At 59.5% G+C, this 25,105-nt stretch carries 28 protein-coding genes and 1 riboswitch; of the genes, 21 read left to right on the top strand and 7 right to left on the bottom strand.

Going from position 1 to position 25,105, the window contains the following annotated elements; translation table 11 throughout:
* Positions 1-5: 5 nt before the first annotated feature.
* From pduH to pduA, 7 genes are read right to left on the bottom strand one after another with little or no spacing between them, the layout of a single operon-like run.
* Positions 6-356 carry a propanediol dehydratase reactivase beta subunit PduH gene (gene pduH, locus ABLV75_RS21640; protein ID WP_004105142.1) on the bottom strand — a complete coding sequence of 117 codons (351 nt, stop codon included), beginning with the start codon at positions 354-356 and terminating at the stop codon, positions 6-8.
* On the bottom strand, positions 346-2,178 hold the full coding sequence (gene pduG / locus ABLV75_RS21635) for a propanediol dehydratase reactivase alpha subunit PduG (RefSeq protein WP_004105140.1): 1,833 nt from the start codon (positions 2,176-2,178) through the stop codon (positions 346-348). Before pduG ends, pduH begins: the two co-directional genes overlap by 11 nt.
* Positions 2,179-2,193: 15 nt before the next feature.
* Positions 2,194-2,715, bottom strand: a complete 522-nt coding sequence (gene pduE, locus ABLV75_RS21630) for a propanediol dehydratase small subunit PduE (RefSeq protein ID WP_004105138.1) — start codon at positions 2,713-2,715, stop codon at positions 2,194-2,196.
* Between the two features lie 14 nt (positions 2,716-2,729).
* A complete protein-coding gene (pduD, locus tag ABLV75_RS21625; protein WP_004105135.1) occupies positions 2,730-3,404 on the bottom strand; it encodes a propanediol dehydratase medium subunit PduD in 675 nt (224 codons plus the stop codon).
* A 10-nt stretch (positions 3,405-3,414) separates the two neighbouring features.
* A complete protein-coding gene (pduC, locus tag ABLV75_RS21620) occupies positions 3,415-5,079 on the bottom strand; it encodes a propanediol dehydratase large subunit PduC (protein WP_004105132.1) in 1,665 nt (554 codons plus the stop codon).
* Between the two features lie 18 nt (positions 5,080-5,097).
* On the bottom strand, positions 5,098-5,910 hold the full coding sequence (gene pduB / locus ABLV75_RS21615; protein ID WP_004105122.1) for a propanediol utilization microcompartment protein PduB: 813 nt from the start codon (positions 5,908-5,910) through the stop codon (positions 5,098-5,100).
* Positions 5,907-6,191, bottom strand: coding sequence for a propanediol utilization microcompartment protein PduA (gene pduA / locus ABLV75_RS21610; protein WP_001183618.1), 285 nt, complete (start codon positions 6,189-6,191; stop codon positions 5,907-5,909). Before pduA ends, pduB begins: the two co-directional genes overlap by 4 nt.
* Positions 6,192-6,716: 525 nt before the next feature.
* Here pduA and pduF point away from each other — a divergent pair.
* The 21 genes from pduF to cobT all read left to right on the top strand — a co-directional run bounded on the left by pduF (position 6,717) and on the right by cobT (position 24,954).
* Entirely contained in the window at positions 6,717-7,517 is an 801-nt protein-coding gene (gene pduF / locus ABLV75_RS21605) for a propanediol diffusion facilitator PduF (RefSeq protein ID WP_004105118.1), read from the top strand.
* Positions 7,518-7,705: 188 nt separating this feature from the next.
* Entirely contained in the window at positions 7,706-8,617 is a 912-nt protein-coding gene (gene pocR / locus ABLV75_RS21600) for a regulatory protein PocR (RefSeq protein WP_004105115.1), read from the top strand.
* A gap of 290 nt (positions 8,618-8,907) precedes the next feature.
* Positions 8,908-9,076: riboswitch (cobalamin riboswitch) on the top strand.
* Between the two features lie 87 nt (positions 9,077-9,163).
* Positions 9,164-10,543, top strand: a complete 1,380-nt coding sequence (locus ABLV75_RS21595; RefSeq protein ID WP_004105113.1) for a cobyrinate a,c-diamide synthase — start codon at positions 9,164-9,166, stop codon at positions 10,541-10,543.
* Positions 10,540-11,499: an adenosylcobinamide-phosphate synthase CbiB gene (gene cbiB, locus ABLV75_RS21590; RefSeq protein ID WP_004105111.1), complete on the top strand. Its 960-nt coding sequence runs from the start codon at positions 10,540-10,542 to the stop codon at positions 11,497-11,499. The genes ABLV75_RS21595 and cbiB overlap by 4 nt, the downstream gene beginning before the upstream one ends.
* 10 nt (positions 11,500-11,509) lie before the next feature.
* Positions 11,510-12,142 carry a cobalt-precorrin-8 methylmutase gene (locus ABLV75_RS21585; protein WP_004105109.1) on the top strand — a complete coding sequence of 211 codons (633 nt, stop codon included), beginning with the start codon at positions 11,510-11,512 and terminating at the stop codon, positions 12,140-12,142.
* Complete coding sequence (cbiD, locus tag ABLV75_RS21580) at positions 12,139-13,278, top strand: cobalt-precorrin-5B (C(1))-methyltransferase CbiD (RefSeq protein WP_004114997.1); 1,140 nt, start codon at positions 12,139-12,141, stop codon at positions 13,276-13,278. The genes ABLV75_RS21585 and cbiD overlap by 4 nt, the downstream gene beginning before the upstream one ends.
* Positions 13,272-13,877: a cobalt-precorrin-7 (C(5))-methyltransferase gene (locus ABLV75_RS21575; protein ID WP_004114996.1), complete on the top strand. Its 606-nt coding sequence runs from the start codon at positions 13,272-13,274 to the stop codon at positions 13,875-13,877. Before cbiD ends, ABLV75_RS21575 begins: the two co-directional genes overlap by 7 nt.
* Positions 13,867-14,436 (top strand): decarboxylating cobalt-precorrin-6B (C(15))-methyltransferase, encoded by a 570-nt coding sequence (locus ABLV75_RS21570; RefSeq protein ID WP_004105104.1) that lies wholly within the window; start codon positions 13,867-13,869, stop codon positions 14,434-14,436. The genes ABLV75_RS21575 and ABLV75_RS21570 overlap by 11 nt, the downstream gene beginning before the upstream one ends.
* Positions 14,429-15,202 (top strand): cobalt-precorrin-4 methyltransferase, encoded by a 774-nt coding sequence (locus ABLV75_RS21565; protein ID WP_004114994.1) that lies wholly within the window; start codon positions 14,429-14,431, stop codon positions 15,200-15,202. The genes ABLV75_RS21570 and ABLV75_RS21565 overlap by 8 nt, the downstream gene beginning before the upstream one ends.
* On the top strand, positions 15,183-16,238 hold the full coding sequence (gene cbiG / locus ABLV75_RS21560; RefSeq protein WP_004105102.1) for a cobalt-precorrin 5A hydrolase: 1,056 nt from the start codon (positions 15,183-15,185) through the stop codon (positions 16,236-16,238). The genes ABLV75_RS21565 and cbiG overlap by 20 nt, the downstream gene beginning before the upstream one ends.
* Complete coding sequence (locus tag ABLV75_RS21555; protein WP_004105101.1) at positions 16,238-16,963, top strand: precorrin-3B C(17)-methyltransferase; 726 nt, start codon at positions 16,238-16,240, stop codon at positions 16,961-16,963. Before cbiG ends, ABLV75_RS21555 begins: the two co-directional genes overlap by 1 nt.
* A complete protein-coding gene (locus ABLV75_RS21550; RefSeq protein ID WP_004105100.1) occupies positions 16,960-17,745 on the top strand; it encodes a cobalt-precorrin-6A reductase in 786 nt (261 codons plus the stop codon). The genes ABLV75_RS21555 and ABLV75_RS21550 overlap by 4 nt, the downstream gene beginning before the upstream one ends.
* Positions 17,746-17,755: 10 nt before the next feature.
* Positions 17,756-18,550, top strand: coding sequence for a sirohydrochlorin cobaltochelatase (locus tag ABLV75_RS21545; protein WP_004105099.1), 795 nt, complete (start codon positions 17,756-17,758; stop codon positions 18,548-18,550).
* Entirely contained in the window at positions 18,547-19,260 is a 714-nt protein-coding gene (locus tag ABLV75_RS21540) for a cobalt-factor II C(20)-methyltransferase (protein ID WP_004105097.1), read from the top strand. The genes ABLV75_RS21545 and ABLV75_RS21540 overlap by 4 nt, the downstream gene beginning before the upstream one ends.
* Positions 19,257-19,994, top strand: coding sequence for a cobalt ECF transporter S component CbiM (gene cbiM / locus ABLV75_RS21535; protein ID WP_004105094.1), 738 nt, complete (start codon positions 19,257-19,259; stop codon positions 19,992-19,994). The genes ABLV75_RS21540 and cbiM overlap by 4 nt, the downstream gene beginning before the upstream one ends.
* 1 nt (position 19,995) lies before the next feature.
* Positions 19,996-20,277 carry an energy-coupling factor ABC transporter substrate-binding protein gene (locus tag ABLV75_RS21530; RefSeq protein ID WP_004105092.1) on the top strand — a complete coding sequence of 94 codons (282 nt, stop codon included), beginning with the start codon at positions 19,996-19,998 and terminating at the stop codon, positions 20,275-20,277.
* On the top strand, positions 20,264-20,941 hold the full coding sequence (locus ABLV75_RS21525; RefSeq protein ID WP_004105090.1) for an energy-coupling factor ABC transporter transmembrane protein: 678 nt from the start codon (positions 20,264-20,266) through the stop codon (positions 20,939-20,941). The genes ABLV75_RS21530 and ABLV75_RS21525 overlap by 14 nt, the downstream gene beginning before the upstream one ends.
* 8 nt (positions 20,942-20,949) lie before the next feature.
* Positions 20,950-21,765, top strand: coding sequence for an energy-coupling factor ABC transporter ATP-binding protein (locus ABLV75_RS21520; RefSeq protein ID WP_004105088.1), 816 nt, complete (start codon positions 20,950-20,952; stop codon positions 21,763-21,765).
* Positions 21,762-23,285, top strand: a complete 1,524-nt coding sequence (locus ABLV75_RS21515; RefSeq protein WP_004105086.1) for a cobyric acid synthase — start codon at positions 21,762-21,764, stop codon at positions 23,283-23,285. Before ABLV75_RS21520 ends, ABLV75_RS21515 begins: the two co-directional genes overlap by 4 nt.
* The gene (cobU, locus tag ABLV75_RS21510) at positions 23,279-23,824 is read left to right on the top strand and encodes a bifunctional adenosylcobinamide kinase/adenosylcobinamide-phosphate guanylyltransferase (protein ID WP_004105085.1); all 546 of its coding nucleotides are present in this window, start codon (positions 23,279-23,281) and stop codon (positions 23,822-23,824) included. Before ABLV75_RS21515 ends, cobU begins: the two co-directional genes overlap by 7 nt.
* A 74-nt stretch (positions 23,825-23,898) precedes the next feature.
* Positions 23,899-24,954 carry a nicotinate-nucleotide--dimethylbenzimidazole phosphoribosyltransferase gene (cobT, locus tag ABLV75_RS21505; RefSeq protein WP_004105084.1) on the top strand — a complete coding sequence of 352 codons (1,056 nt, stop codon included), beginning with the start codon at positions 23,899-23,901 and terminating at the stop codon, positions 24,952-24,954.
* Positions 24,955-25,105: the final 151 nt, after the last annotated feature.

Raw genomic sequence — 25,105 nt, 5'->3', positions numbered from 1 at the left:
GTTGCTTAGCTATTCAGATCCCGGAACGGGATCCCTTTGACCAGCCGTGCCGCGTTATTACCGGTGTTACGTTGGGCCTGACTGTCCTGATGATGCATCAGCGTAAAAAGCGGCGCCGATGCGGGTAAATTCTTGTAGTGCACGACCAGCGTATGGCGATCGCAGGCGATGCCCACCAGTAGCGGCGAGCTGCGCGCCGCCTGCCAGGCGCTGTCCACGACATCCCCGGCCGGGTGATGCTGGAGCAGGAAAGGAATGCCTTCCTCTTCGATACCCAGCAGCACTTCGCGCCACAGGCCGTCGCAGCCGTCGATGGCGGCGATCACAATAGCCGGGGCGCTGTGATTACTGTCCATGCGCGAACTCCTTATGCCAGGAGAGAATCAGGCCGGTGGCCACCGCGTTTCTGGGGCCCTCGCTGCCGCGAATATTTCCCCGCCCGGCAACCAGGCGGTAGTGCGCCAGCGCATCGGTGACCAGCTGCGGGACCTCAAAATCCAGCGACGAACCGCCGACCAGCACCACGAACGGAATATCGCGAATGTTGCCGGTGGGGCTGACCTGACGCAGTGCGCGCAGGGCGTTGGTGACAAAGACCCGCTCTTTGGCGCTGCGGCGAATGGCGCGCACTTTTTCCAGCGCTAAGTCGCCGGGTAGTGGCACCAGTTCGTCCGGTTTCACCACGCAGACGCGGGCGAATACGGCGGGGGGCAGCGGCGTGGAGAAGAACTGCACGCTGCCGTCCTCGTGGCGTAAATGGAACAGACTTTCCACCTTGGCCAGCGGATACTTCTTGATCTCTTCCGCCAGATAGCGGTCTTCCAGCCCCAGCTCGCGGGCAATAATCATCGTCACCATATCGCCAGCTCCGGCGAGATGAGTGGCGATGATTTCGCCTTTGGGGTTGATGATGGAGGCATCGGTGGAGCCTGCGCCGAGGTCGAGGATCGCCAGCGGTCGGGTGGTACCCGGCGTGGTCAGCGCGCCCAGAATGGCGGCTTCGGCCTCGGCGCCGCCGATCTGCACGTCGATATTGAGCTTCTGCTCGATTTCGCGGGCAATCATCGCCATCTGCAAACGATCCGATTTCACCATTGAGGCGATGCCCACGGCCTGCTCCAGCGAGAACTCCCCGGCAAGACCGCCGGTGACGCTCACCGGCACCGAGGTATCGACGGCCAGCAGATCCTGAATGAATATTTCGCTGCTGGGCTTGTTGGTCAACTCGGCCATGGTCTGGCGCACGTGTTCCAGCATGCCGCCGATATTGGTCCCCGACTCGCCGGTGACGTTATCGAGCTTGCCGCAGCCGTCGACCGCTTTCATGATGGCTTCGGCGCCAGCGGCAACGTCTACGCGTACGCTCCGGCCCTGGGCCAGCAGCTCAAGGTTACCGGCGGGTATCGCACGCGCTTTGACGTCACCGGATGGCGTTTTGACCACCACGGCGGAACGGTTGCCAATCAGCGCACGAGCCATCGGGACGATGTTTTTCGTCTCCTCGGCGTTGAGGTTGAATACGGTGGCGATGCCGTAGGGGTTAGAGAGCGTTTCGATGACCTTCCCCGGGACGGCGACCTCAATTGCCGCCAGCATTCCCAGCGGAATGCGGTCGATGTACAGCACTTCGTCAACAATCGGCAGCGGTTTTTCCAGCCGGTTGCTGACCAGCACGCCATCGTCGCGTTGCAAAATGACGCCGGTAATCTGATATCCGGCGCGCAGGGAAGCGTTAATCACGCTGGCGATATCGGCAAAATCGAACGCCGACGACACCACCAGGATATAGGGCGCGTCCGCCGGGCGGGTTAACAGCTCCTGCGGCGTAATGGTGATGCCCACGCCAAGCCCCGCGCCGCCGGGCGTTTTCGGGTTATGGCCGATCATGGTCGATTCGGTGATGATGGTCTCGGTAATGGTTTCCATCGCCACATCGCCAATCACCGGCGTAGCTTCATTAATGCGGATGAGCGAAATATCGCTGACAGCGATCCCGGCGCCTCTGGCGACGAGGGCGAGCGCCTCCTGAATACCGAACACGTTACGCAACGTGCCTTTGATCCCGGTGGTTTCCGCCAGCGCGCTGTGGGTGATTGTCAGCGTGCCAGCCTCATTCAGAGTCGCCAGGGCGACTTCCGTCGATGAGTTGCCGATATCAATGCCAGCTATATATCGCATCACATACCCCTGTAATTAATCGTCGCCTTTGAGTTTTTTACGCTCGACGTACAGCGCTGCCGCTTCGCGAACGAAAGCGGCGCAAATCTTCGCCTGATAGCGGCTTTCGAGATCGTCGGCGATCGCCAGCAGCTCCTCTTTCGTCGAGCGATAGGGGCGGAGGGCGTTGTAGATTTCAAGAATGCGATCGTCCGGTACCGCGGTCAGTTCGGCGGCGCGTTCGAAGTTCATCGCCAGCCGGTCGCGGCCCGCGTCCCTGGCGATAGAAGCCTGTAAGCGCAGCGTTTCCGGGGTAATACGCATATCCTGGGCGGTAACTTTGTTGCTCAGCACGTTTTCCAGCGTAAAGTCGTCCAGCGTTTTATTGGTGGCGGTTTTCACCCATTCCGGGTGTTTGTTCGCCAGCGGGTAGTCGCTGACCTTTGCGCTACGGGACGCGCCGTCTGCCGCCGGAGCCGCCGTCGGCGCCTCGCCCTGCAGGCTGTTCATGCGGCTTAATACGTCGCGCACCATCGATTCAATTGCGTCGGTATTCATGGAGTTATCCTTTATCAAAGCGCCACGCGCAGTTCCTGCGGGTTTTTGCCCGTCACCACGTACTTGGTCTCTTTAATGTGCAAAATGGCCGATTTCGCCTGGTATTTTGGCCGCGCCATCTGGTCGTTCAGCGTCGGGACCGGCTGCGGCGATTCGCGTTTCGCATAGCGGGCGGCGTTTTTACCAATCTGGCGATAGGTTTCCAGGGTCAGCAGCGGCGCCTGGGGGAACAGCTCCAGGTTAGAGAGCGGCGGCAGCCCCTGCTGGTGAATCACCGTGGTGCCTTTTGACTGGATGCCGATAGAGATGCCGGAACCGCTCAGGCGATTGCCTTCAACGGCGACGAAGGCCACGTCGGAGGATTTAAAGCAGCGAATCACGCGCGCCTTAATGCCTTCTTCTTCAATACCGGCAATGACTTCGCGCAAAATGCTCTTATGCGGTATGCCGACGATATTGACGGTCTGCGCCAGGCCGAAAGCCGGGCCGACGGCGATAATCACTTCGTCCTGCTGGGTTCCCTGACGCGCTTCGCCCACTTCCGTCAGGAAGCCGTCGCCGGCGGGCGGCGTGGCCTGGGGCGCCGCGGAGGCCGCTGGCGCAGTAAACGAGACGGGTTTATCGCTGCCCTTCATCTCGCTGAGCACTTCTTCAATTATCTGGCGCAGCAATTTTTCATTAATTTCCATTTCTCACCCCTTAATCAATCTCGTTGGGATCAAGAGCGCCAGGGATGTTTTTAATCTCTTCCCAGCGTTCGCCCTGCAGGCGATAGCCCGTTGCCGGACCGGCATAGTCGTTAACGTCGTTGACGGCTGACAGCACCTGCCCATCGCCGACGATAATTGCGGAGGTATGCAGATAGTCTCCGGTCAGCTTGGCTTTCTGGATGTTGAGCATGTCCTGGGCAACGTCGGTGAACCCGCCCTGCGCCAGCGCTTTCACTACTTCCAGGCCGTTGCGGTTTTTATTGATGATTTCCTGGGCGAACTTGATGTCTTCGACGATGTTGCGTTCCGGCATATCTTTCGAACCGTGGGCGTAGGTCGCGGCTTCAACTTCTTCATCGGTAATCGGCGGCAGCCCCATTCCGGCAAAAACGGCCTGCAGCGCGCGGGCAGCCTTATTCCGGATGGCGATAACATCTTCTTCGCGAACCGGACGCAGACCACCGTCCACCTTCAGGTCGCGCTGGATGACGTTGTAGTCGTCAAAGTCTTCGGCATCTTCGTTGGAACCGGCGAACATGTTGTCGTAGTTCGGCACCGCGGAATAACCGGAAGAGATAAAGTCGGTCCCCGGCAGAAACTGCATCAGCAGGCGCGCGGTACGACGCATATCGGAGTGGGTGAAGGTCTGGTCGTTACTGGAGGCGCACTCCAGATCCAGCGACGAACAGATCAGGTTTTCCGCCAGCACCGCGCGAATGCCGGAAGGTACCGCAGACGGCACGCCGATGCAGCTAACGGAACCGTTTTGCAGGCCCTGTACGCCCGCGGCTTTGGTGATGTAGATGCAGCGCGCTTCCAGGTAAAGCATGGATTTGCCTTCGGCGTAGCCCATCTGCACTTCGGAGCCGGAGCCGGAGGTGAAGCGCATTTTCAGACCGCGAGAGGCGTAGGAGGAGGCTAAGAAACCCTTCGACCACGGCGTGTCGTCGCCGTCGGTAAAGACCGGTTCGGTACCGTAGACGGAGATGGTTTCGGCGTAGCAGGTGTGGCCCAGCATGCCGAGCTTCAGCTCGGTGGCTTCTTCCAGCGAGCACTGAGTCAGTACGCCCGGACGGCCTACCTGCGAGCCGACCAGCAGCGCGATGGCGTTGAACGGCGCGTAGCGCGCTACCGCAACGGTGGTTTCCTGTTCGTCAAATCCACGCCATGCGCCTTCGGCGGCGTCGGCGGCAATCTGTACCGGATTATCTTTGACGTTGGTGACGTGCGCCTGCTGGGATGGGGTGCGGCGGGCGCGCATTTTCTGCATCGCCATCATCATCTCAACGACGTTCATATGCGAAACCACTTCGACAATTTTTGCCGGCGTCATCGCGGTGGTCAGCGGGACGATTTCGCTGCGTTTAACGTTAGGATCGCACAGCATGTTGGCCAGCTTAACCGAATCCATCGCCATCACTTCTTCGGCGCGATTCAGGTTAATGCCGTAGCGGGCGATAAAGTGGTCGATCAGGTCAAAATCGCTCACCGGTTTCCCGTCCAGCTCGGTCACCGCGCCGTTAACGATTTTTATCGACGGTTTCGGATCGTTCGGGCTTTCCATCGCGATAAAGCCTTCTTCGATCCACTCCTTAACGAAGCCGTCCTGATTCACAGGGCGTTTCGCCAGTGCTTCAAATCTTTTCGATCTCATGAATCAGCCTCGTGGGTATCAGATGTAGGACGGGCGATCGTTTTTCGGTTCAGAACCGAGGGTCGCAAGGACGGTTTTACCGATTTCGCGCGCGGAGGTGACTGCCTGGCGGACCGCGCCGGAGTCGCCGGAAATCACCAGGATGGCTTCGTTACTGAAGCTGGTGCCGTGCGCCGGAGAGCTATACGCCACGACTTCTACGTTGGCTGACTTCAGGGCGGTATCGGCCATCAGCACGCCAACGGAGGCCGGTGCGCCGACGATAATGCCGCAGGCGCGGCCAATCGGCGCGCCGAAGGCTTTTTCCAGGGCGTAGCTGGCGCGGGCGGTGTACTGCAGCTCGATATGTCCGGCTTCATTGCCGTAAACATCGCCGAAGGTGCGGTCGAGCTCTTTCAGCGCAACTTCAATCCCGCGCTTAACGTCGGAAACGTCGTTGCCGCCTAAAATAATCAGCGAACCGTGGCCTGCACCGCCTTTGGTATCGCGCGGAAGCTCAATGCTGACCACTTCGGTGTTGGTGGCTTTCACCGCTTCGTCCGCCGCCATAATGTGCGGGCCTGCGCCGGTACGGGCGCCGAGAATGCCGATGGAGCGATAGCGCTTTTCAAGCTTCATCGCGTCCAGCAGGGCGGTATCGACGTTGGCGATAACCAGACCCAGGGTGTCGCCAATGGCGGTCCCGACAAATTCCGTTAAACTGCAGCTTTTTTCTGCCATAGCCGTCTCTCGTATTGGATGGTTTTCAGTAGGGATGGCCTGCTGTTCCGGCGTTGCCACGCGGGCAATCACCTGAGCCATGATCTGTTCAACCAGCTCATTGCTGCTCATTGGCTAATTCCCTTCGGTAAGATTTTTTCTACATCGGTGTGAGGGCGTGGGATGACGTGTACGGCTTTCACTTCACCCACGTTACGTGCGGCGGCGGCACCCGCATCGGTGGCCGCTTTTACCGCGCCAACATCGCCGCGCACGATGACGGTTACCAGCCCGGAGCCAATCTTTTCATAGCCCACTAACATCACATTGGCTGACTTAACCATTGCATCAGCGGCCTCTATGGCTGCGGTTAAGCCTTTGGTTTCTACCATTCCTAGTGCTTCTTGTTGCATAAAGACCTCGCATGGAGTGTTCCGATAGTTGGGACTATAAGAAGATGCGAGGAAAAAGAATGGCTGACTTCAATTTGATGGTGAAAAAATAGTGGGTATTGGATAATATAAAATTGTCGTTTATTTATTTAACTGTTTGATGTTATTTGTTATTTTTATTTGTGCTGATGTGATTATCTTGTTTTGTATATTCCATATTTACAAATTTGTTCATGACGATTTTAATTTTATCTGCTATGCGAGAGAATCTGATTTGTGATGTTTGTTGGAAAACGATGAGTTGGTTTTAGCAATATTTTTGCATGCCATGGCGCTGGCATAATTGCGAAAGCCGCGCGTGAGCAATGCAATTCTGAGTTATTTAATGACAATAATTTGTTATTGATGCCCGAATTTTCCGGAGGCTGCCGTCAGCAGGTTGCCAACAATTTGCGGACGGGAGTTCATATAGTGGTGCCCGTTGTACTCTACTGCCAGCAGGATGTTGGCTGGTCAGGACACGAACTCTGCTAAGAAGGTGTCATAATGAATGATTCGTTAAAAGCGCAATGTACCGCCGAGTTTTTGGGCACCGGGCTATTTTTGTTTTTCGGCATCGGCTGCCTGAGCGCGTTAAAGGTGGCGGGAGCCAGCCTCGGACTGTGGGAGATATGCATTATCTGGGGGTTGGGGATCTCGCTTGCCGTGTATCTGACTTCGGGGATCTCCGGCGGGCATCTCAACCCGGCGGTGACCGTCGCTTTATGGCTGTTTGCCTGCTTTCCCGGACGAAAAGTTTTCCCCTATATCGTTTCACAGGTTGCCGGCGCCTTTGGCGGCGCGGTGCTGGCCTATGTGCTGTACAGCACGATGTTTACCGAGTTTGAATCCGCCCACCATATCGCGCGCGGCAGCGTAGAGAGCCTGCAGCTGGCGAGTATTTTCAGCACCTACCCGGCGGCATCGCTGAGCATCTGGCATGCGGCGCTGGTTGAAGTGGTGATCACCTCCATGCTGATGGGGATGATTATGGCGCTGACCGACGACGGCAACGGCGTACCGAAAGGGCCGCTGGCCCCGCTGCTGATCGGCCTGCTGGTGGCGGTAATTGGCGCTTCAACCGGGCCGCTGACCGGCTTTGCAATGAATCCGGCGCGTGATTTTGGGCCGAAGCTGTTTACGTGGATGGCGGGTTGGGGCGATATCGCGATGACCGGCGGAAGGGATATTCCGTACTTTATTGTGCCGATTATTGCGCCACTGATCGGCGCTTGTCTCGGCGCGGCCATCTATCGTTATCTGATTGGTAATAATCTACCGTGTAATACCTGTAAATTAGAGGATTAAGGTCACGGCTGAAATAGCCAAAAATTTTCATGAACCGGTATCACGAACTCGCCAAAAACGTCTCCCACGGATGGGAGACTTTTGCTATCGTATTATTCTTTTATCGTTGGCGGCAATTGATGATGAAAGGAAGTAAATATTAAAGAAATGTTTTATTTATAACAAAAAATTAACTGAGAGGTTTTATCATGATTTCTGCGAGCACACTGAACTCAGAACTCATTAATAAAATCGCACAGGATTTTGCGCAGGCCACCAGTCTGGCGGTGGTGGTCGTCAATATTCATGGTGATGAAATATCTGAACTGTTTAACTTCACACCTTTTTGCCAGCTGATGCGCCAGCATCCCCAGCACAGCACCCGCTGTCGAATGAGCGACCGCTGCGGCGGGCTTGAGGCGTCTAAAACCGATCAGCTCTGTATCTACCGCTGCCACGCCGGGTTAACCGATTTCTCCATTCCTCTGGTCATTGCCGGGCACCTTGTGGGCTTTGTGCTTTGCGGCCAGGTGCGCTTAAGCAACGATGTTGAACTGGTCGATATCCTCAACGTGGATGACCGCTGGCAGGCCGACCCTGAGCTGCTTAAAGCGTTTCGCGACGTGCCGGAAATGGACTACTCCAGAGTGATTGCTTCTGCTGATTTACTGAAGCTCATCGTCGAAAACTGCCTTAAAAAACAGCTCAACTTTGTGGTGATTAAAGATAATCCCCAGCAGCCGGAACCTGCGCGCGCCAGCCGCGTTGCCAGCCCTCATGACAGCAAAATGAAGAAGGCGCTGCGCTACATTGATGCCCATTTATCCGACGAGCTTCGCCTGGAAGACGTCGCCGCTCACGTTTATCTCAGCCCCTATTACTTCAGTAAGCTGTTCAAAAAATATCAGGGTATTGGCTTTAATGCCTGGGTGAACCATCAGCGGATGGTGAGCGCCAAAGAGCTGCTTTGCCACAGCGACTGGAGCATCGCCAGCATTGCGCGGAATTTAGGATTTTCGCAAACCAGCTATTTTTGCAAAGTTTTTCGCCAGGCCTATCAGGTGACTCCGCAGGCCTATCGCCAGCAAATTAACGCCAGATCACAAACTGAGCCATTTTAAATGACAATAATTTGTTATTGCCGATTTTTGTTATACCCGCGTATCTGGCTCATTATAAAATGAAAATATCTCATTCAGAGCAATAAATTGTCATAGCGCAACAAAATAATAATGAGAGAGCGATAAGCTGCACCAGTTTTTATTTATTTGATGAGATAGAGTGATATCCGAAATGGCTTTCAGCGCGCCATCGGCGTAATGAAACGGCTTTGGTAATTAAAAATTAAACACGACGGGAGCCATCCTGCTTCCGTAAGATGTTCCGGGAATCATTCGAGTGGGTTTCATCCCGCTCGATAAAACCGACAGGCGCCAGGGAAGGGGGTGTGAATCCCCCGCAGCCCCCGCTGCTGTGATGCTGACGAACCCATATTTAGCCACTGATCTGCTTACCGGATTGGGAAGGATGGGAGAGGACGACGCTAAGCCAGAAGACCTGCCTGTCGGTAATAATCAACAACTTCGGTGGGAAGTGGGTTGCTCAGATGCGTACAGTCGAAAGACTGGGAATGCACGCAGCCCTACCACCCGGCACAGGATCGGGGTATGGCAGCCAGGCAGCACGCATTCATTCTTGCAGGTACCGGCAGCGGTTGTGGTAAAACTACGGTCACGCTTGGCCTGCTCAGCCTGTTGAAGCAGCGCGGCATGCGGGTTCAGCCCTGCAAAGTCGGCCCGGACTACCTCGACACCGGCTGGCACACCGCCGTCAGCGGCGTCGCTTCCCGCAACCTCGACAGCTTTATGCTCCCGGAGCCGGTGCTTAACGCGCTATTTTGCGAACAGATGCAGCGGGCGGATATCGCGGTCATTGAGGGCGTGATGGGGCTGTATGACGGCTTCGGTACCGACCCTGGCTACTGCAGCACCGCCGCGATGGCTAAACAGCTCGGCTGTCCGGTCATTTTGCTGGTAGATGGCAAAGCGGTTTCCACCTCCATCGCCGCCACGGTGATGGGATTTCAACACTTCGACCCCAGTCTTAACATTGCCGGCGTTATCGTCAATCGCGTCAACAGCGAAAGCCATTATCAGCTGCTCAAAGGCGCCATTGAACGCTACTGCGAGCTGCCGGTGCTCGGCTACGTACCGCGAGTGGAAGGGGTGGCGTTACCCGAACGCCATCTGGGACTGGTTACCGCCCGCGAGTCGCTGGTTAACCAGCAGCCGTGGCGCGATTTTGCCCAAACGCTGGCGCAAACGCTGGATATCGAACAGCTTCTTACCCTCAGCCAGCTCTCCATCCTACCCGCCGGGGAGTGGCCGACGCTGCCGTCCCCTGATGCTGGCGCGGGCCTGACGCTGGCGCTGGCCGACGACGAGGCCTTCAACTTTTACTACCCGGATAACCTCTCGCTGCTTGAACGCTGCGGAGTGAATATCGTGCGCTTCAGCCCGCTGCACGATAGCGAGCTTCCACCGTGCCAGATGATTTGGCTCGGCGGCGGCTATCCGGAAATTCATGCTGCCGCGCTGGCGGCCAATACGCCGATGCTGGCGCAGCTGCAGGAGGCGCACCGGCGCGGGGTGGCGATTTACGCTGAATGCGGCGGTCTGATGTATCTCGGCAGCTCCCTGGAAGACGCCAACGGTGATATCTACCCGATGGCCAACCTTATTCCCGGCCATAGCAAAATGGGCAAACGGCTTACCCGCTTTGGCTACTGCGAGGCGCGAGCTATGCGCAAAACGCTGCTGGCGGCGCCGGGCGAAACCCTGCGCGGACATGAATTTCACTACTCGGATTTTACTCCCGAGTCCCCGGCGGTTCTGGCCTGCCGCAAGGTCCGCGACGGTATGACCCTTCAGCAGTGGTCCGGCGGCTGGCAGGTGGGCAACGCGTTCGCCAGCTATCTGCACCTGCACTTTGCGCAGCGCCCCACCATGCTCAACCACTGGCTGGCTGCGGCAAGGAGCGCGCTATGACGCTACTGGCATGGGGCGTTGCCTGGCTTCTCGATTTTATCATCGGCGATCCGCAAAGCTGGCCGCATCCGGTGCGCTGGATTGGCAACCTGATCGCCGCCGTTCAGCGCGGCGTGCGCCGCTATTGCCGTAGCGATGTTGCCTTGCGCATCGGCGGCGGGGTGATGTGGATAGTTGTAGTCGGACTGACGTGGGGCGTCTGCTGGGGCGTGCTGACGCTGGCGCAGAGGATTCATCCGTGGCTTGGCTGGCTGGTTGAGGTCTGGATGATTTTCACCGTGCTGGCCGGACGCTGTCTGGCGCAGTCGGCGCGGGACGTCGAGCGACCGCTGCGCGCGGGGGATCTGGCGGAAAGCCGTAGCAAGCTGTCATGGATTGTCGGGCGCGACACGTCGCAGCTTGCGCCGCAGCAGATTAATCGCGCGGTTGTTGAGACGGTGGCGGAAAACACCGTTGACGGGATTATCGCGCCGCTCTTCTTCCTGCTGCTCGGCGGCGCGCCGCTGGCGATGGCCTATAAAGCGGTCAACACCCTGGATTCGATGGTCGGCTATAAGCACGAAAAATACCGCGCCATCGGCATGGTTAGCGCTCGCCTTGATGATGTCGCCAACTTTATCCCCGCTCGCCTGAGCTGGCTGCTTATCAGCCTCGCCGCTCTCCTCTGTGGTGAAGCGAGTGGCCGCGCGTTGCGCATCGGCTGGCGCGATCGCTACAACCACAGCAGCCCAAACTGCGGATGGTCGGAGGCCGCCGTCGCCGGGGCGCTCGGCATCCGGCTTGGCGGCCCTAACGATTACTTTGGTCAGCGCGTGGAGAAGCCGTGGATTGGCGAGGCGACGCGCGACGTTTCCGTAGACGATATTTCCCGAACGATTCGACTGATGTGGGTGTCTTCGACCCTGGCGCTGGCGCTGTTTATGGCGATCCGGTTCTGGCTGGTCGGCGCAGCCTGAGGACAAATGAATGCACTATATCCAGCAACCGCAGGCGATTGAGGCGAAAAGCTTCGACATTATTGGCGACATTATTGCGCAGACCCGCCCGGACTACCGCTTTGCCAGCCCGCTACACGAAGCCATTATCAAGCGGGTGATCCACACCACCGCCGATTTTGACTGGCTGGATATCCTGTGGTTTTCTCCCGACGTGCTTCCTCGCTTAAGCGCCGCCCTGAGCCAGCCCTGCACGCTTTATACCGATACCACCATGGCCCTTTCCGGGATCAATAAAACTCTGTTGGCGAAATTCGGCGGCGAGTGCCGCTGCTATATCAGCGATCCGCGCGTGGTGGCGGAGGCCAAAGCGCAGGGGATGACCCGCTCGATGGCGGCGGTCGATATTGCGGTTGCCGAAGAGGGCGAGAAGGTGTTTGTTTTCGGCAATGCGCCCACCGCGCTGTTTCGTCTGCTGGAGCATGATGTCGCGGTCAACGGCGTGATTGGCGTGCCGGTCGGCTTCGTCGGCGCGGCGGAGTCGAAAGACGCCCTGACGCAGAGCGGCCTGCCGGGCATTGCCGCGCTGGGTCGTAAAGGCGGCAGCAACGTCGCCGCCGCTATCGTCAACGCCATTCTGTACCACTTACAGGGGGCGAGATGAGCGAGCAATCCTTCGACGCCCCGGTGTGGCACAACGGCAAGGCGCTGCGTAAAGGCTATACCACCGGATCCTGCGCGACGGCGGCGGCAAAGGTCGCGGCGCTGATGGTGATGCGCCAGCACCTCATTCATCAGGTCTCCATTGTGACTCCTTCCGGCGTCACCCTGTGTCTTAACGTCGAATCACCGCACGTCGAAGGGCAGCAGGCGATCGCCGCGATTCGTAAAGACGGCGGCGATGACGTTGACGCCACCCACGGCATGCTGATTTTCGCCCGCGTGACGCTCGACGACTCCGGCGAGATAACCCTGCGCGGCGGCGAAGGTATCGGCACCATCACCCGTAAAGGAATCGGCCTGCCTATCGGCAGCCCGGCGATAAACCGCACCCCGCGCCACACCATTGAGTCGGCGGTGCGCGAAGCGATAGGCCCGTCGCGCGGGGCGACGGTAGAGATTTTCGCCCCGGAGGGCGAGGAGCGGGCGCAGAAAACCTATAACTCGCGGCTGGGGATCCTGGGTGGTATCTCGATTATCGGCACCACCGGTATCGTGACGCCGATGTCGGAAGAGAGCTGGAAGCGTTCGCTGTCGCTGGAGCTGGAAATTAAGCGCGCGGCGGGGCTGGAGCGGGTGGTGCTGGTGCCGGGCAACCACGGTGAACGCTTCGTACGCGAGCAGATGGGCATCGACTCGCAGGTGGTGGTCACCATGAGCAACTTCGTCGGCTACATGATTGAAGAGGCCGTCCGCCTCGGGTTCCGTCAGATTGTGCTGATTGGCCATCCCGGCAAGCTGATTAAAGTCGCCGCCGGGATCTTCCATACCCACAGCCATATCGCCGATGCGCGCATGGAAACGCTGGTCGCGCATCTGGCGCTGTTGGGGGCGCCGCTGGCGCTGCTGCAACTGGTGAGCGAATGCGATACCACCGAAGCGGCGATGGAGCACATTGACGCGTACGGTTTTCAGCCTATCTATAACCATCTTGCTGAACGCATCTGCCTGCGGGTGATGCAGATGCTGCGTTTTACCAAAACGCCGCCCGTCTGCGACGCCATCATGTTCTCCTTTGATAACAAGGTCCTCGGCAGCAATCGCCCGGTGGCCGAGATTGCGCGGGAGATGTCATGTTAACGGTGGTTGGCATGGGGCCGTCAGGCCTGCATTTGATGACGCCGGCGGCGCAAGATGCGGTCGCCAGTGCGGATGCGCTGGTAGGCGGTAAGCGGCATTTGCAGCAGTTCCCCGGATTTCGCGGCGAACGGTTTGCGCTGGGCGCCAATATTGCCGAACTGCTGGTCTGGCTCGGCGAACGCGCAGCGCAGAAGGTGGTGGTGCTGGCCTCAGGCGACCCGCTCTTTTACGGGATCGGCACGCGGCTGATAGCCCACTTTGGCATCGATCGCGTGCGCATTATTCCCGGCATCAGCGCGGTGCAGTATCTCTGTGCGAAGGCCGGTATTGATATGAACGATATCTGGCTGACCAGCAGCCACGGGCGAGATGTCTGTTTTGATGAGCTGGCGCGTCAGCGCAAGGTGGCGATGGTGACCGACGGGCGCTGCGGGCCGCGGGAAATCGCCGCCCAGCTGGCGGCGCGGGGTAAAGGGTATCGCTGGATGGTGATTGGCGAAAATCTGGCGATGGATAACGAGCGGATCCACTGGCTACCGGTCAGTGAGGTCGATGCCGAATATGAGATGAACGCGGTGGTGATCCTCGATGAAAGATGAGCTTTTTTTGCGCGGCGAGAAGGTGCCGATGACCAAAGAAGCGGTTCGCGCGCTGGCGCTGGCCAAACTTGAACTGCACCGGGCAAGCCACCTGATTGATATCGGCGCCGGTACCGGCAGCGTGTCGATTGAGGCGGCGCTGCAGTATCCCTCTTTGCAGGTAACCGCCATCGAACGCAACCCCGCGGCTCTCCGGCTGCTGGACGAAAATCGCCAGCATTTCACCTGCGGCAATATTGAGATCCTGCCCGGTGAAGCGCCGATGGTGATTACCGAGCGGGCCGACGCCATTTTTATGGGCGGCAGCGGCGGCCGTCTCGACGAACTGATTGACTGGTCGTGGCAGCAGCTCTATCCCGGCGGCCGTCTGGTAATGACTTTTATCCTGCAGGAGAACCTGAACGCGGCTCTCGACTATCTGCAGCAGCGGGGGATTACACAGATTGATTGCCTGCTGCTGAACGTTTCATCGCTGACCGCGCTGGGCAGCGGCCACTATTTCAAACCGAATAATCCCGTTTTTGTTATCGCCTGTCAGAAGGAAGAAAACCATGGCTGAGACATTTGACCCCCGTAGCGTGTGGTTCGTTGGCGCAGGGCCGGGCGACCGTGAGCTGATTACCCTCAAGGGCTACCGCTTGCTCCAGCAGGCCCAGGTGGTGATCTACGCCGGGTCGCTGATAAACACCGAGCTGCTGGAGTATTGTCCGCCCGGCGCCGAGTGTCACGACAGCGCCGAACTGCATCTGGAGCAAATTCTCGACCTGATGGAAGCCGGCGTTAAAGCCGGGAAAACGGTAGTGCGTTTACAGACCGGGGACGTGTCGCTGTATGGCTCGGTCCGCGAGCAGGGCGAAGAGCTGACCAAACGCGGTATCGACTGGCAGGTGGTGCCGGGCGTCAGCGCGTTTCTGGGCGCGGCGGCGGAGCTGGGCGTCGAGTACACCGTGCCGGAAGTCTCCCAGAGCCTGATCATCACCCGCCTTGAAGGGCGCACGCCGGTGCCGGCGCGCGAGCAGCTTGAATCATTTGCCAGCCACCAGACTTCAATGGCGATTTACCTTTCCGTGCAGCGCATTCACCGGGTAGCGGAGCGCCTGATTGAAGGCGGCTATCCGGCAACCACGCCGGTGGCGGTGATCTATAAAGCGACCTGGCCGGAAAGCCAGACCGTACGCGGTACGCTGGCGGATATCGGCGACAAGGTACGCGAGGCGGGGATCCGCAAAACGGCGCTCATTCTGGTCGGGAATTTCCTGGGCTCTGAGTATCACTACTCAAAACTCTACGCGGCGGACTTTAGCCATGAATACCGTAAAGCCTGAATCAATCGCACTTTTCTGCCTGACGCCAGGGGGCGTTCGGCTGGCGAAACGGCTGGCGACGATGCTGCCGTTAACCTGCTTTACCAGCGAGAAGCTGCTGGAAGAGGGTTTTCTCCCCTTTGAAAACGGTTTTGCCAGCGCCGCGCGGGAGGCCTTCAGCAGCTATTCGGCGCTGATTTTCATCGGCGCCACCGGGATCGCGGTACGCGTGCTGGCCCCGCTGGTCAATGATAAGTTCAGCGATCCGGCCGTGGTGGTGATCGACGAACGTGGCCAGCACGTCATTAGCCTGCTTTCCGGCCATGCGGGGGGCGCGAATGCCCTCAGCCGCTATCTGGCCGGGATGCTCGGCGCCGACCCGGTGATCACCACCGCCACCGACGTCAACGAGTTGGCGGCCCTGGATACGCTGGCATTCCAGCTTAATGCCCGGATGAGCGACTTCCGCGCGGCGGTGAAAACCGTCAACCAGATGCTGGTCAGCCATCAGCGCGTCGGTCTGTGGTGGGACGAAGAGCTGGATGAAGACGTCCGCCACTGCGACCGGCGGGGGTTTATCACCGTGGCCGATCTGCACCAGCTTCCCGAGCTGGATGCGCTGGTCTGCGTCACGCTGCGCAACGAACTGCCGCCGATCGCCGTGCCGCACTGGAAACTGGTGCCGCAGCGGGTGGTCGCCGGAATTGGCTGCCGCCGCGATACGCCATTCCCGCTATTAGCGGCGCTGCTGGCGCGCCAGCTTGAGGCGCAGCGCCTGGATCCGCTGGCGCTGAAAGCTATCGGCAGCGTCACGTTGAAGAAGCACGAGCAGGGGCTGATTCAGCTGGCTTCCTGCTGTCGCGTACCGTTCGAAACCTTTCCCGCTGATGCCCTGCGCGAGCATGAGCATCACTTTCCCGCTTCATCGTTCGTCAGAAAAACCGTCGGCGTGGGGAGCGTATCCGGTCCGGCGGCCTGGCTGCTGAGCCATGGGCAACTGTTAGGCGAAACCCTGCGCGAACAGGGCGTCACTATTACTTTGGGAGTTTCACACTGATGTTAAGCGTAATCGGAATCGGCCCTGGCTCGCAGTCCATGATGACCATGGAGGCCATTGAAGCGCTGCAGGCGGCGGAAATCGTCGTTGGCTATAAGACCTACACGCACCTGGTGAAAGCCTTTACCGGCGATAAGCAGGTGATCAAAACCGGAATGTGCAAAGAGATTGAGCGCTGCCAGGCGGCGATTGAGCTGGCGCAGGCCGGGCATAACGTGGCGCTGATCAGCAGCGGCGATGCCGGTATTTACGGCATGGCCGGACTGGTGCTCGAACTGGTCAGCAAGCAGAAGCTGGATGTGGAAGTCCGCCTGATCCCGGGGATGACCGCCAGCATTGCCGCCGCCTCGCTGCTGGGCGCGCCGCTGATGCACGACTTCTGCCATATCAGCCTCAGCGACCTGCTGACCCCGTGGCCGGTGATTGAAAAACGCATTGTCGCCGCCGGGGAAGCCGACTTCGTCATCTGTTTTTACAATCCGCGCAGCCGCGGCCGCGAGGGCCATCTGGCGCGCGCCTTTGAGCTGCTGTCGGCCAGTAAAAGCGCGCAGACCCCGGTGGGAGTCGTGAAATCCGCCGGACGTAAAAAACAGGAGAAATGGCTGACTACCCTGGGGGAGATGGATTTTGCACCGGTCGATATGACCAGCCTGGTGATCGTCGGCAACAAAGCGACGTATATCCAGGATGGCCTGATGATCACGCCGCGAGGCTACGTGCTGTGAGCCACGGCGAGGTGCTGGTGATGGGCGGAACCAGCGACGCGAGGGCGCTGTGTCAGCAGCTTGACGCGGCGCAGGTCCCCTACACCCTGTCGGTGGCGACGCCCACCGGTCAGCAGCTGGCGGGGGATATTCGCGGCCAGGTGCGCTGCGGGCGCCTCGAGCTGGAGGAGATGATCGCCTGGCTGAAGGCTAACCGGACCCGCTGGGTGATCGATGCTTCGCACCCCTACGCCGAAGCGGTAAGCCGCAATATCGTCCGGGCCTGTGAAACCGCCGGCGTGCTGCTGAGCCGCTATCAGCGCCCAGAGCAGCTGAGCGGCCTGACGCATCCGCTGCTCTATACCGTGGAGAGCATTGAACAAGCCTGCGAGGTGGCGCGGCGTTTCGGCCAGCGCGTGCTGCTCACCACGGGAAGTAAAGATCTGGCGCGCTGGCGGGCGGGATTAGGTGACAAAACGCTGCTGGCCCGGGTGTTGCCGGTCGCCGATGTCATCGCGCAATGCGCCGCGCTGGGGTTTGGCGTAGGCGAGATTTTCGCCCTGTGCGGGCCGTTCAGCGCCGCGTTCAACGCCGCTTTCTACCGCCAGTGCCGGGCCGACGTGGTGATCACCAAAGCCTCCGGCGCCGAAGGCGGCTATCAGGAAAAAGTACAACCCTGTCTGGATGCCGGTATCCCCTGCATCGTGATTACGCGCCCGGCGCCGCTGGTGACGGGTGAAGAGTTACTGGAAAGTCAGGCTGCCTTTGCCCGGCGCTTATCGCGCTGGCTGGCCGCTGCTTAAGGAGTCAGAAATGAAAAAAGCGCTTCTGGTGGTCAGTTTTGGCACCAGCTATCCCGACACCTGTGAAAAGAACATCGTCGCCTGCGAGCGCGAGCTGGCGGCCAGCTGTCCGGACCGCGACACGTTTCGCGCCTTCACCTCCGGGATGATTATCCGCAAGCTCAAACAGCGCGACGGTATCGAGATTGATACGCCGCTGCAGGCATTGCAGAAGCTGGCCGAGCAGGGCTACCAGGATGTGGCGATTCAGTCGCTGCACATTATCAACGGCGATGAGTATGAAAAGATCGTCCGCGAAGTGCAAAGCCTGCGCCCGCTGTTCCTCCGCCTGACGCTGGGGGCGCCGCTGCTGAGCAGCCATAACGATTATGTCCAGCTGATGCAGGCGCTGCGCCAGCAGATGCCGCCGCTTGCTGCCGATGAAACGGTGGTCTTTATGGGCCACGGCGCCAGCCATCACGCTTTCGCCGCCTACGCCTGTCTGGATCATATGATGACGGCGAAGGGATTTCCGGCGCGGGTCGGCGCGGTCGAGAGCTATCCGGAAGTCGATATTCTTATCGATAGCCTGCGCCAGCAGGGGGTGAAGGGCGTACACCTGATGCCGCTGATGCTGGTGGCCGGCGATCACGCCATTAACGATATGGCCTCGGACGAAGAGGACTCCTGGAAAACGCTGTTCAACGCCGCCGGTATCACGGCGACGCCCTGGCTGAACGGGCTGGGAGAGAATCCGGCGGTGCGCGCAATGTTCGTCGCTCACCTGCAGCAGGCGCTGAGCCTGGCAATGGAGGAGGCGGCATGAGCGGCAAACTATATGCCTTAAGTACCGGCCCTGGCGCCGCCGACCTGATCACCGTGCGCGCGGCGCGGGTGCTGGGCACGCTGGACATTCTCTACGCGCCCGCCGGACGTAAAGGCGGCGACAGCCTCGCGCTCTCCATCGTGCGCGAGTATATCGGCGAACGGACCGAAGTACGCTGCTGCCATTTCCCGATGAGCGCCGACAGCGCGGAAAAAGAGGCGGTGTGGGATGAGGTTGCCGCCGCGCTGGTTCAGGAAGTGGAAGCGGGCAAGCAGGTCGGCTTTATTACCCTCGGCGACGCCATGCTGTTCAGCACCTGGGTGTTCTTACTCCAGCGTATCGGCTGCCCGGAGTGGCTGGAGATTGTTCCCGGCGTCACCTCTTTTGCCGCCATTGCCGCGCGTTCAAAAACGCCGCTGGCCATGGAGCAGCAATCGCTGGCAGTGATCTCCTGCACCGCGCCGGAAACGGAAATCGAGCAGGCGCTGCGCCAGCATGAAAGCCTGGTGCTGATGAAAGTGTACGGGCGGTTTCCCCGCATCAAAGCGCTGCTGGCGAAAAACGGTCTGCTGGATGCCGCGCTGATGATGTCTGAAGCCACGCTGCCGGGCGAGCAGTGCTGGCGCCATCTCAATGACGTCAGCGACGACCAGCCGCTGCCCTATTTCTCGACCATTCTGGTCAATAAACAGTGGGAGTATGCAGAATGAAACTTGAACAACAGCTAAAACAGCTGTCTTTCAGCGGGTTAGCTGCGGCGCTATTGCTGATAGTGGTTCCCGAAAAGGCTTTCGCGATGCACATCATGGAGGGGTTTTTACCGCCGATGTGGGCCCTGGCATGGTGGCTGCTGTTTTTACCCTGCCTGTGGTACGGGCTGGTGCGCCTGCGCCGCATTGTGCAGGAAGATAACAATCAGAAGGTGCTGCTGGCGCTGTGCGGGGCGTTTATTTTTGTCCTCTCGGCGCTGAAAATTCCTTCCGTAACCGGCAGCTGTTCCCACCCGACCGGCGTCGGCCTGGCGGTGATTCTCTTCGGGCCTGGCGTGGTGGCGATCCTTGGCGCCATCGTACTGCTGTTCCAGGCGTTGTTGCTGGCGCACGGCGGGCTGACGACGCTCGGCGCGAACGGGATGTCGATGGCGGTCATCGGGCCGGTGGTTGGCTATATGGTGTGGAAAATGGCCTGCCGCGCGGGCATTCGCCGCGACGTCGGGGTGTTTCTCTGCGCGATGCTGGCGGATCTGGTGACCTACTTTGTCACCTCCGTACAGCTCGGCGTGGCCTTTCCGGATCCCGCCGCCGGCGCGACCGGATCGATAGTCAAGTTTATGGGGATCTTCTGCCTGACGCAGATCCCGATCGCCATTGCTGAAGGACTGTTAACCGTCATGATCTACGACCAGTTGACCAAACGTCAGCTGATTACCGCACAGGGGCATTAACATGAAAAAGACGCTGATATTGTTCGCCATGGTGGTGGCGCTGGTGATCCTGCCGTTCTTTGTCGATCACGGCGGCGAATTCGGCGGTTCAGACGGCGAGGCGGAGAGCCAGATTCAGGTGGTCGCGCCGCATTATGAGCCGTGGTTCCAGCCGCTGTACGAACCGGCTAGCGGAGAAATTGAGAGCCTGCTGTTTACGCTCCAGGGCTCTCTCGGCGCGGCGGTAATTTTCTATATTCTGGGCTACAGCAAAGGCAGACAGCGCCGTGATGACCGGGTTTGACCGACTCAGCTATCAGAGCCGCTGGTTTCACGTCGCACCGGAGCGCAAGTTCCTGTTCTGGCTGCTGCTGATGGTGCTGGCTTTTACCCTGCCTCCGTTGGGGCAGGGTATCGAAATGGCGCTGATTGCCGCCTTAACCTGCTGGCTGCTGCGGGTCTCGCCGTGGCGCTGGTGCCGTTGGATGGCGCTGCCGTTTGGCTTCCTGCTGATCGGTGTGCTGACTATTCTGTTCAGCGTTAGCCGCAATCCGCAGGATCTGCTGGTGAGCCTGCCGCTGGGCAGCGTCTGGCTGGGCATGACGTCGGAGGGGTTGACGACCGCCAATCAGACCTTCTGGCGCAGCCTGGCGGCGCTGGCGTCCACCTTCTGGCTGGTGCTGAATCTGCCGTTCCCGCAGCTTATTTTGCTGCTCAAGCGCGGACGGGTACCGCGGCTGCTGACCGAGCAAATCCTGCTGACCTGGCGTTTTATTTTTATTCTTTTAGACGAAGCGCTGGCGATTCACCGTGCGCAAACATTACGTTTTGGCTACCGTAGCGTGCCGAAGGGCTATCGTTCGCTGGCGATGCTGGTAGGACTGCTGTTTACCCGGGTGATGATTCGCTACCAGCAGATGAGCACCACGCTGGATATCAAACTGTATCAGGGTGATTTTCACCTTTAAGGATAAGTATGCTTGCCACGACCGATCTCTGGTTTCGCTATCAGGACGAGCCGGTGCTGAAGGGGCTGACGCTGGATTTTTCCCATCACGCCGTGACCGGACTGGTAGGGGCGAACGGCTGCGGAAAATCCACGCTGTTTATGAACCTGAGCGGTCTGCTGCGCCCGCAGAGCGGGGCGGTGCTATGGCAAGGAAAACCGCTGGACTACAGCAAGCGCGGCCTGCTGGCGCTGCGTCAGCAGGTGGCGACCGTTTTCCAGGACCCGGACCAGCAGATTTTCTATACCGATATCGACAGCGATATCGCCTTTAGCCTGCGGAACCTGGGCGTAGCGGAAGAGGAAATTGCCCGCCGGGTGGACGATGCCCTGACTCTCGTCGATGCCCAGGGGTTTCGTCACCAGCCGATTCAGTGCCTGAGCCACGGGCAGAAAAAGCGCGTGGCGATAGCCGGCGCGCTGGTGCTGCAGGCGCGCTATTTACTGCTCGACGAGCCGACGGCGGGTCTCGATCCTTCGGGACGCGCGCAGATGATCGACATCATTAAGCGTATTGCCGATCGGGGCAACCACGTGGCGATCTCCAGCCACGATATCGATCTGATCTATGAAATCAGCGATGCGGTTTACGTGTTACGCCGCGGCGAAGTGCTGGCGCACGGCGAACCCGGGGAGGTGTTTGCCCGCAGCGAACTGATGGCCCAGGCCGGGCTCACCCAGCCGTGGCTGGTGAAACTGCACGCGCAGCTCGGGCTGCCGCTGTGTAAAACCGAAGAAGAATTTTTTACGCGGATGCGAAGCAACGCGATGAAGGAGGCGTCATGACGCTGGCAATTATGTTACAGGGCACCGCTTCTGACGTCGGCAAAAGCGTGCTGGTCGCGGGGCTGTGCCGCATCTTTTATCAGGACGGACAGCGCACCGCGCCGTTTAAATCGCAGAATATGGCGCTTAATTCCGGTATCACGCCGGATGGCAAAGAGATGGGCCGCGCGCAGATTTTCCAGGCCGAAGCGGCGGGTATTATCCCGGATGTGCGCATGAACCCGGTGCTGCTTAAGCCAACCAGCGACCGCAAAGCGCAGGTGGTGCTGATGGGCAAGGTGGCGACCGATATGGACGCTGTGAGCTATCACGAATATAAACCGCGCCTGCGGGAACAGATCCTCGCGGTTTATAACAGCCTGGCCGCCGAACATGATGTGCTGGTGCTGGAAGGGGCAGGAAGTCCGGCGGAGATCAATCTGCGCGATCGCGACATCGTCAATATGGGCATGGCCGAGATGGCCCAGTGCCCGGTGATCCTCGTGGCGGATATCGATCGCGGCGGCGTATTCGCCTCTATCTACGGCACGCTCGCGCTGCTGCACGATCGCGAGCGCGCGCGGGTCAAGGGCGTGATTATTAATAAATTTCGCGGCGACGTGGCGCTGCTGTATTCCGGGATCGAGCAGATAGAAGCGCTCACCGGCGTCCCGGTGCTCGGCGTCATGCCGTGGCTGGATGTCGATCTTGAAGATGAGGACGGCGTCGCGCTGCAAAAAGGGAAATATCTGCGCACCGACAGGCGCGATATTGAGATTGCCGTGATTCAGGTGCCGCACATCTCCAATTTTACCGATTTCAACGCGCTGGCGGCGCAGCCGGACGTCCGCGTCCGCTATGTTCGCCAGCCGCAGGAGCTGGCGGGCGTGGATATGGTGATCCTGCCGGGCAGTAAAAATACGCTCGGCGACCTCGGCTGGCTGCGCGAGAGCGGCATGGCGCATGCGGTACTGCAGGCCCGGCGTCAGGGCGTACCGGTGCTGGGGATCTGCGGCGGCTATCAGATGCTCGGCGAAACCATTATCGATGAGGTAGAGTCGGGGCTTGGCACGCAGCCGGGGCTGGGGTTGCTAAATACCGTCACCCACTTTGCGCAAAGCAAGACGACGACCCAGGTAACGGCGACCCTGGCAACAGCGCTGCCGGCGTGGCTGGCGGCGACGGCGGGGCTGACCGTAAGCGGCTACGAAATTCATATGGGCGAAACCGAGCTGCGCGACGGCTGCCGTTCGCTGATGCAATTACATAAAGGCAGCCTGAGCGTGGCGGACGGCGCGGTCAGCGATGACGGCCTGGCGTTTGGCACCTATCTGCACGGCCTGTTCGATAGCGATGCATTTACCCGCGCGCTGGTTAACGGCCTGCGCCAGCGTAAAGGGCTGGCGGCGCTGGATAGCGATTTCGAGTATGCGCAGTATAAATCGCGCCAGTTCGATCTGCTGGCGGACGCGATGCGTCAGCATATTGATATCGAAAAAATCTACGCCATCATGCGCCAACATCAGGAGCCCGTATGCTGACTTTAGTGACCGGCGGGGCGCGCAGCGGTAAAAGCCGCCATGCCGAAGCGCTGATCGCCCATGCGCCGCAGGTACTGTATATCGCCACCTCGCAGGTCTTTGATGACGAGATGGCGGCGAGGATCCAGCACCACCGCGACGGCAGGCCCGCGCACTGGCGCACCGCCGAGCGCTGGCAGCAGCTTGATGAGCTGATCACCCCGGATATCGCCCCAGAGGAGGCGATTTTGCTGGAATGCATCACCACCATGGTGACCAACCTGCTGTTTGCGCTGGGGGGCGACAGCTCGCCGGACGGCTGGGATTATGCGGCGATGGAGCGGGCGATCGACGCCGAAATCGCGGTACTGATTGCCGCCTGCCAGCGCTGCCCGGCCCGCGTGGTGCTGGTGACCAACGAGGTAGGGATGGGGATTGTGCCGGAGAACCGTCTTGCCCGCCATTTCCGCGATATCGCCGGACGCGTCAACCAGCGCCTTGCGGCGGCGGCAGACGAGGTGTGGCTGGTGGTGTCGGGCATTGGCGTAAAAATCAAATAGGCCAGGCGCGCCGTAACGGGCGTTATTCTTCCTGCTGGCTCTGCTATGAGTCAGCCAACAAGACGAGAACCTCTATGCAAAGCTTAACCTCTCTACTGGGCGCGATCCCTGCGCCTGATGAAAACGCGATGGCGCGCGCCCGACTTCATATTGATGGTCTGCTGAAACCGCCCGGAAGCCTTGGACGCCTTGAAGATCTTGCCGTGCAGCTGGCGGGTATGCCCGGTCTTGAAGGCGTGCCGCAGGTGAAAAAAAAGGCGCTGCTGGTGATGTGCGCCGACCACGGCGTGTGGGACGAAGGGGTCGCCATTTCGCCAAAAGCGGTGACCGCAATTCAGGCGGCGAATATGACGCTGGGCAAAACCGGCGTTTGCGTACTGGCGGCGCAGGCGGGCGCGAAGGTGCACGTGATTGATGTTGGAATCGATGCCGAGCTGATACCGGGCGTCATCAACATGCGCGTGGCGCGCGGCTGCGGCAATATCGCCGTTGGTCCGGCAATGCGCCGCAGCCAGGCGGAAGAGCTGCTGCTAGAGGTGATGCGCTATACCCGGGGGCTGGCGGAGGATGGCGTCACGCTGTTTGGCGTCGGGGAGCTCGGAATGGCCAATACCACCCCGGCGGCGGCAATCGTCAGCGTCCTGACCGGCAGCGATGCCCAGGAGGTGGTGGGAATTGGCGCTAATCTGCCGTTGGCGAAGGTCGGCAATAAAGTTGAGGTGGTACGACGGGCCATCGCCGTTAACCGCCCCGATCCGCATGATGGTCTGGACGTGCTGGCAAAAGTGGGCGGTTTTGATTTATTGGGGATGACGGGTGTGATGCTGGGCGCGGCCTCCTGCGGTCTGCCGGTGGTGCTCGATGGCTTCCTCTCCTACGCAGCGGCGCTAGCGGCGTGCCGAATTGCGCCGCAGGTGAAACCCTATCTTATCCCGTCGCACTATTCGGCGGAGAAGGGGGCGCGTACGGCGCTGATGCATCTCGAGCTGGAGCCCTATCTGAATATGGGAATGCGTTTGGGAGAAGGCAGCGGCGCGGCGCTGGCGATGCCGATCGTTGAAGCGGCCTGCGCGATGTATCACGAAATGGGGATGCTGGCGGCGAGCAATATTGTGTTGCCGAAGGGCTGAGAAGGTGAGGGAGCGGCGCTTAGCCGTTCCCTGAATCAGGTATAAGATTTTGCGAATCGCAGAAACAAAAAAACACCCTTGAGGGTGTTTATGATGTTGGTTGCGGGGGCCGGATTTGAACCGACGACCTTCGGGTTATGAGCCCGACGAG

Source organism: Klebsiella sp. CN_Kp066 (assembly GCF_040065135.1).
Classification (GTDB): domain Bacteria; phylum Pseudomonadota; class Gammaproteobacteria; order Enterobacterales; family Enterobacteriaceae; genus Klebsiella; species Klebsiella oxytoca.
The sequence above is the reverse complement of the archived record's forward strand: the minus strand, read 5'-3'. Positions and strand labels throughout refer to the sequence as shown.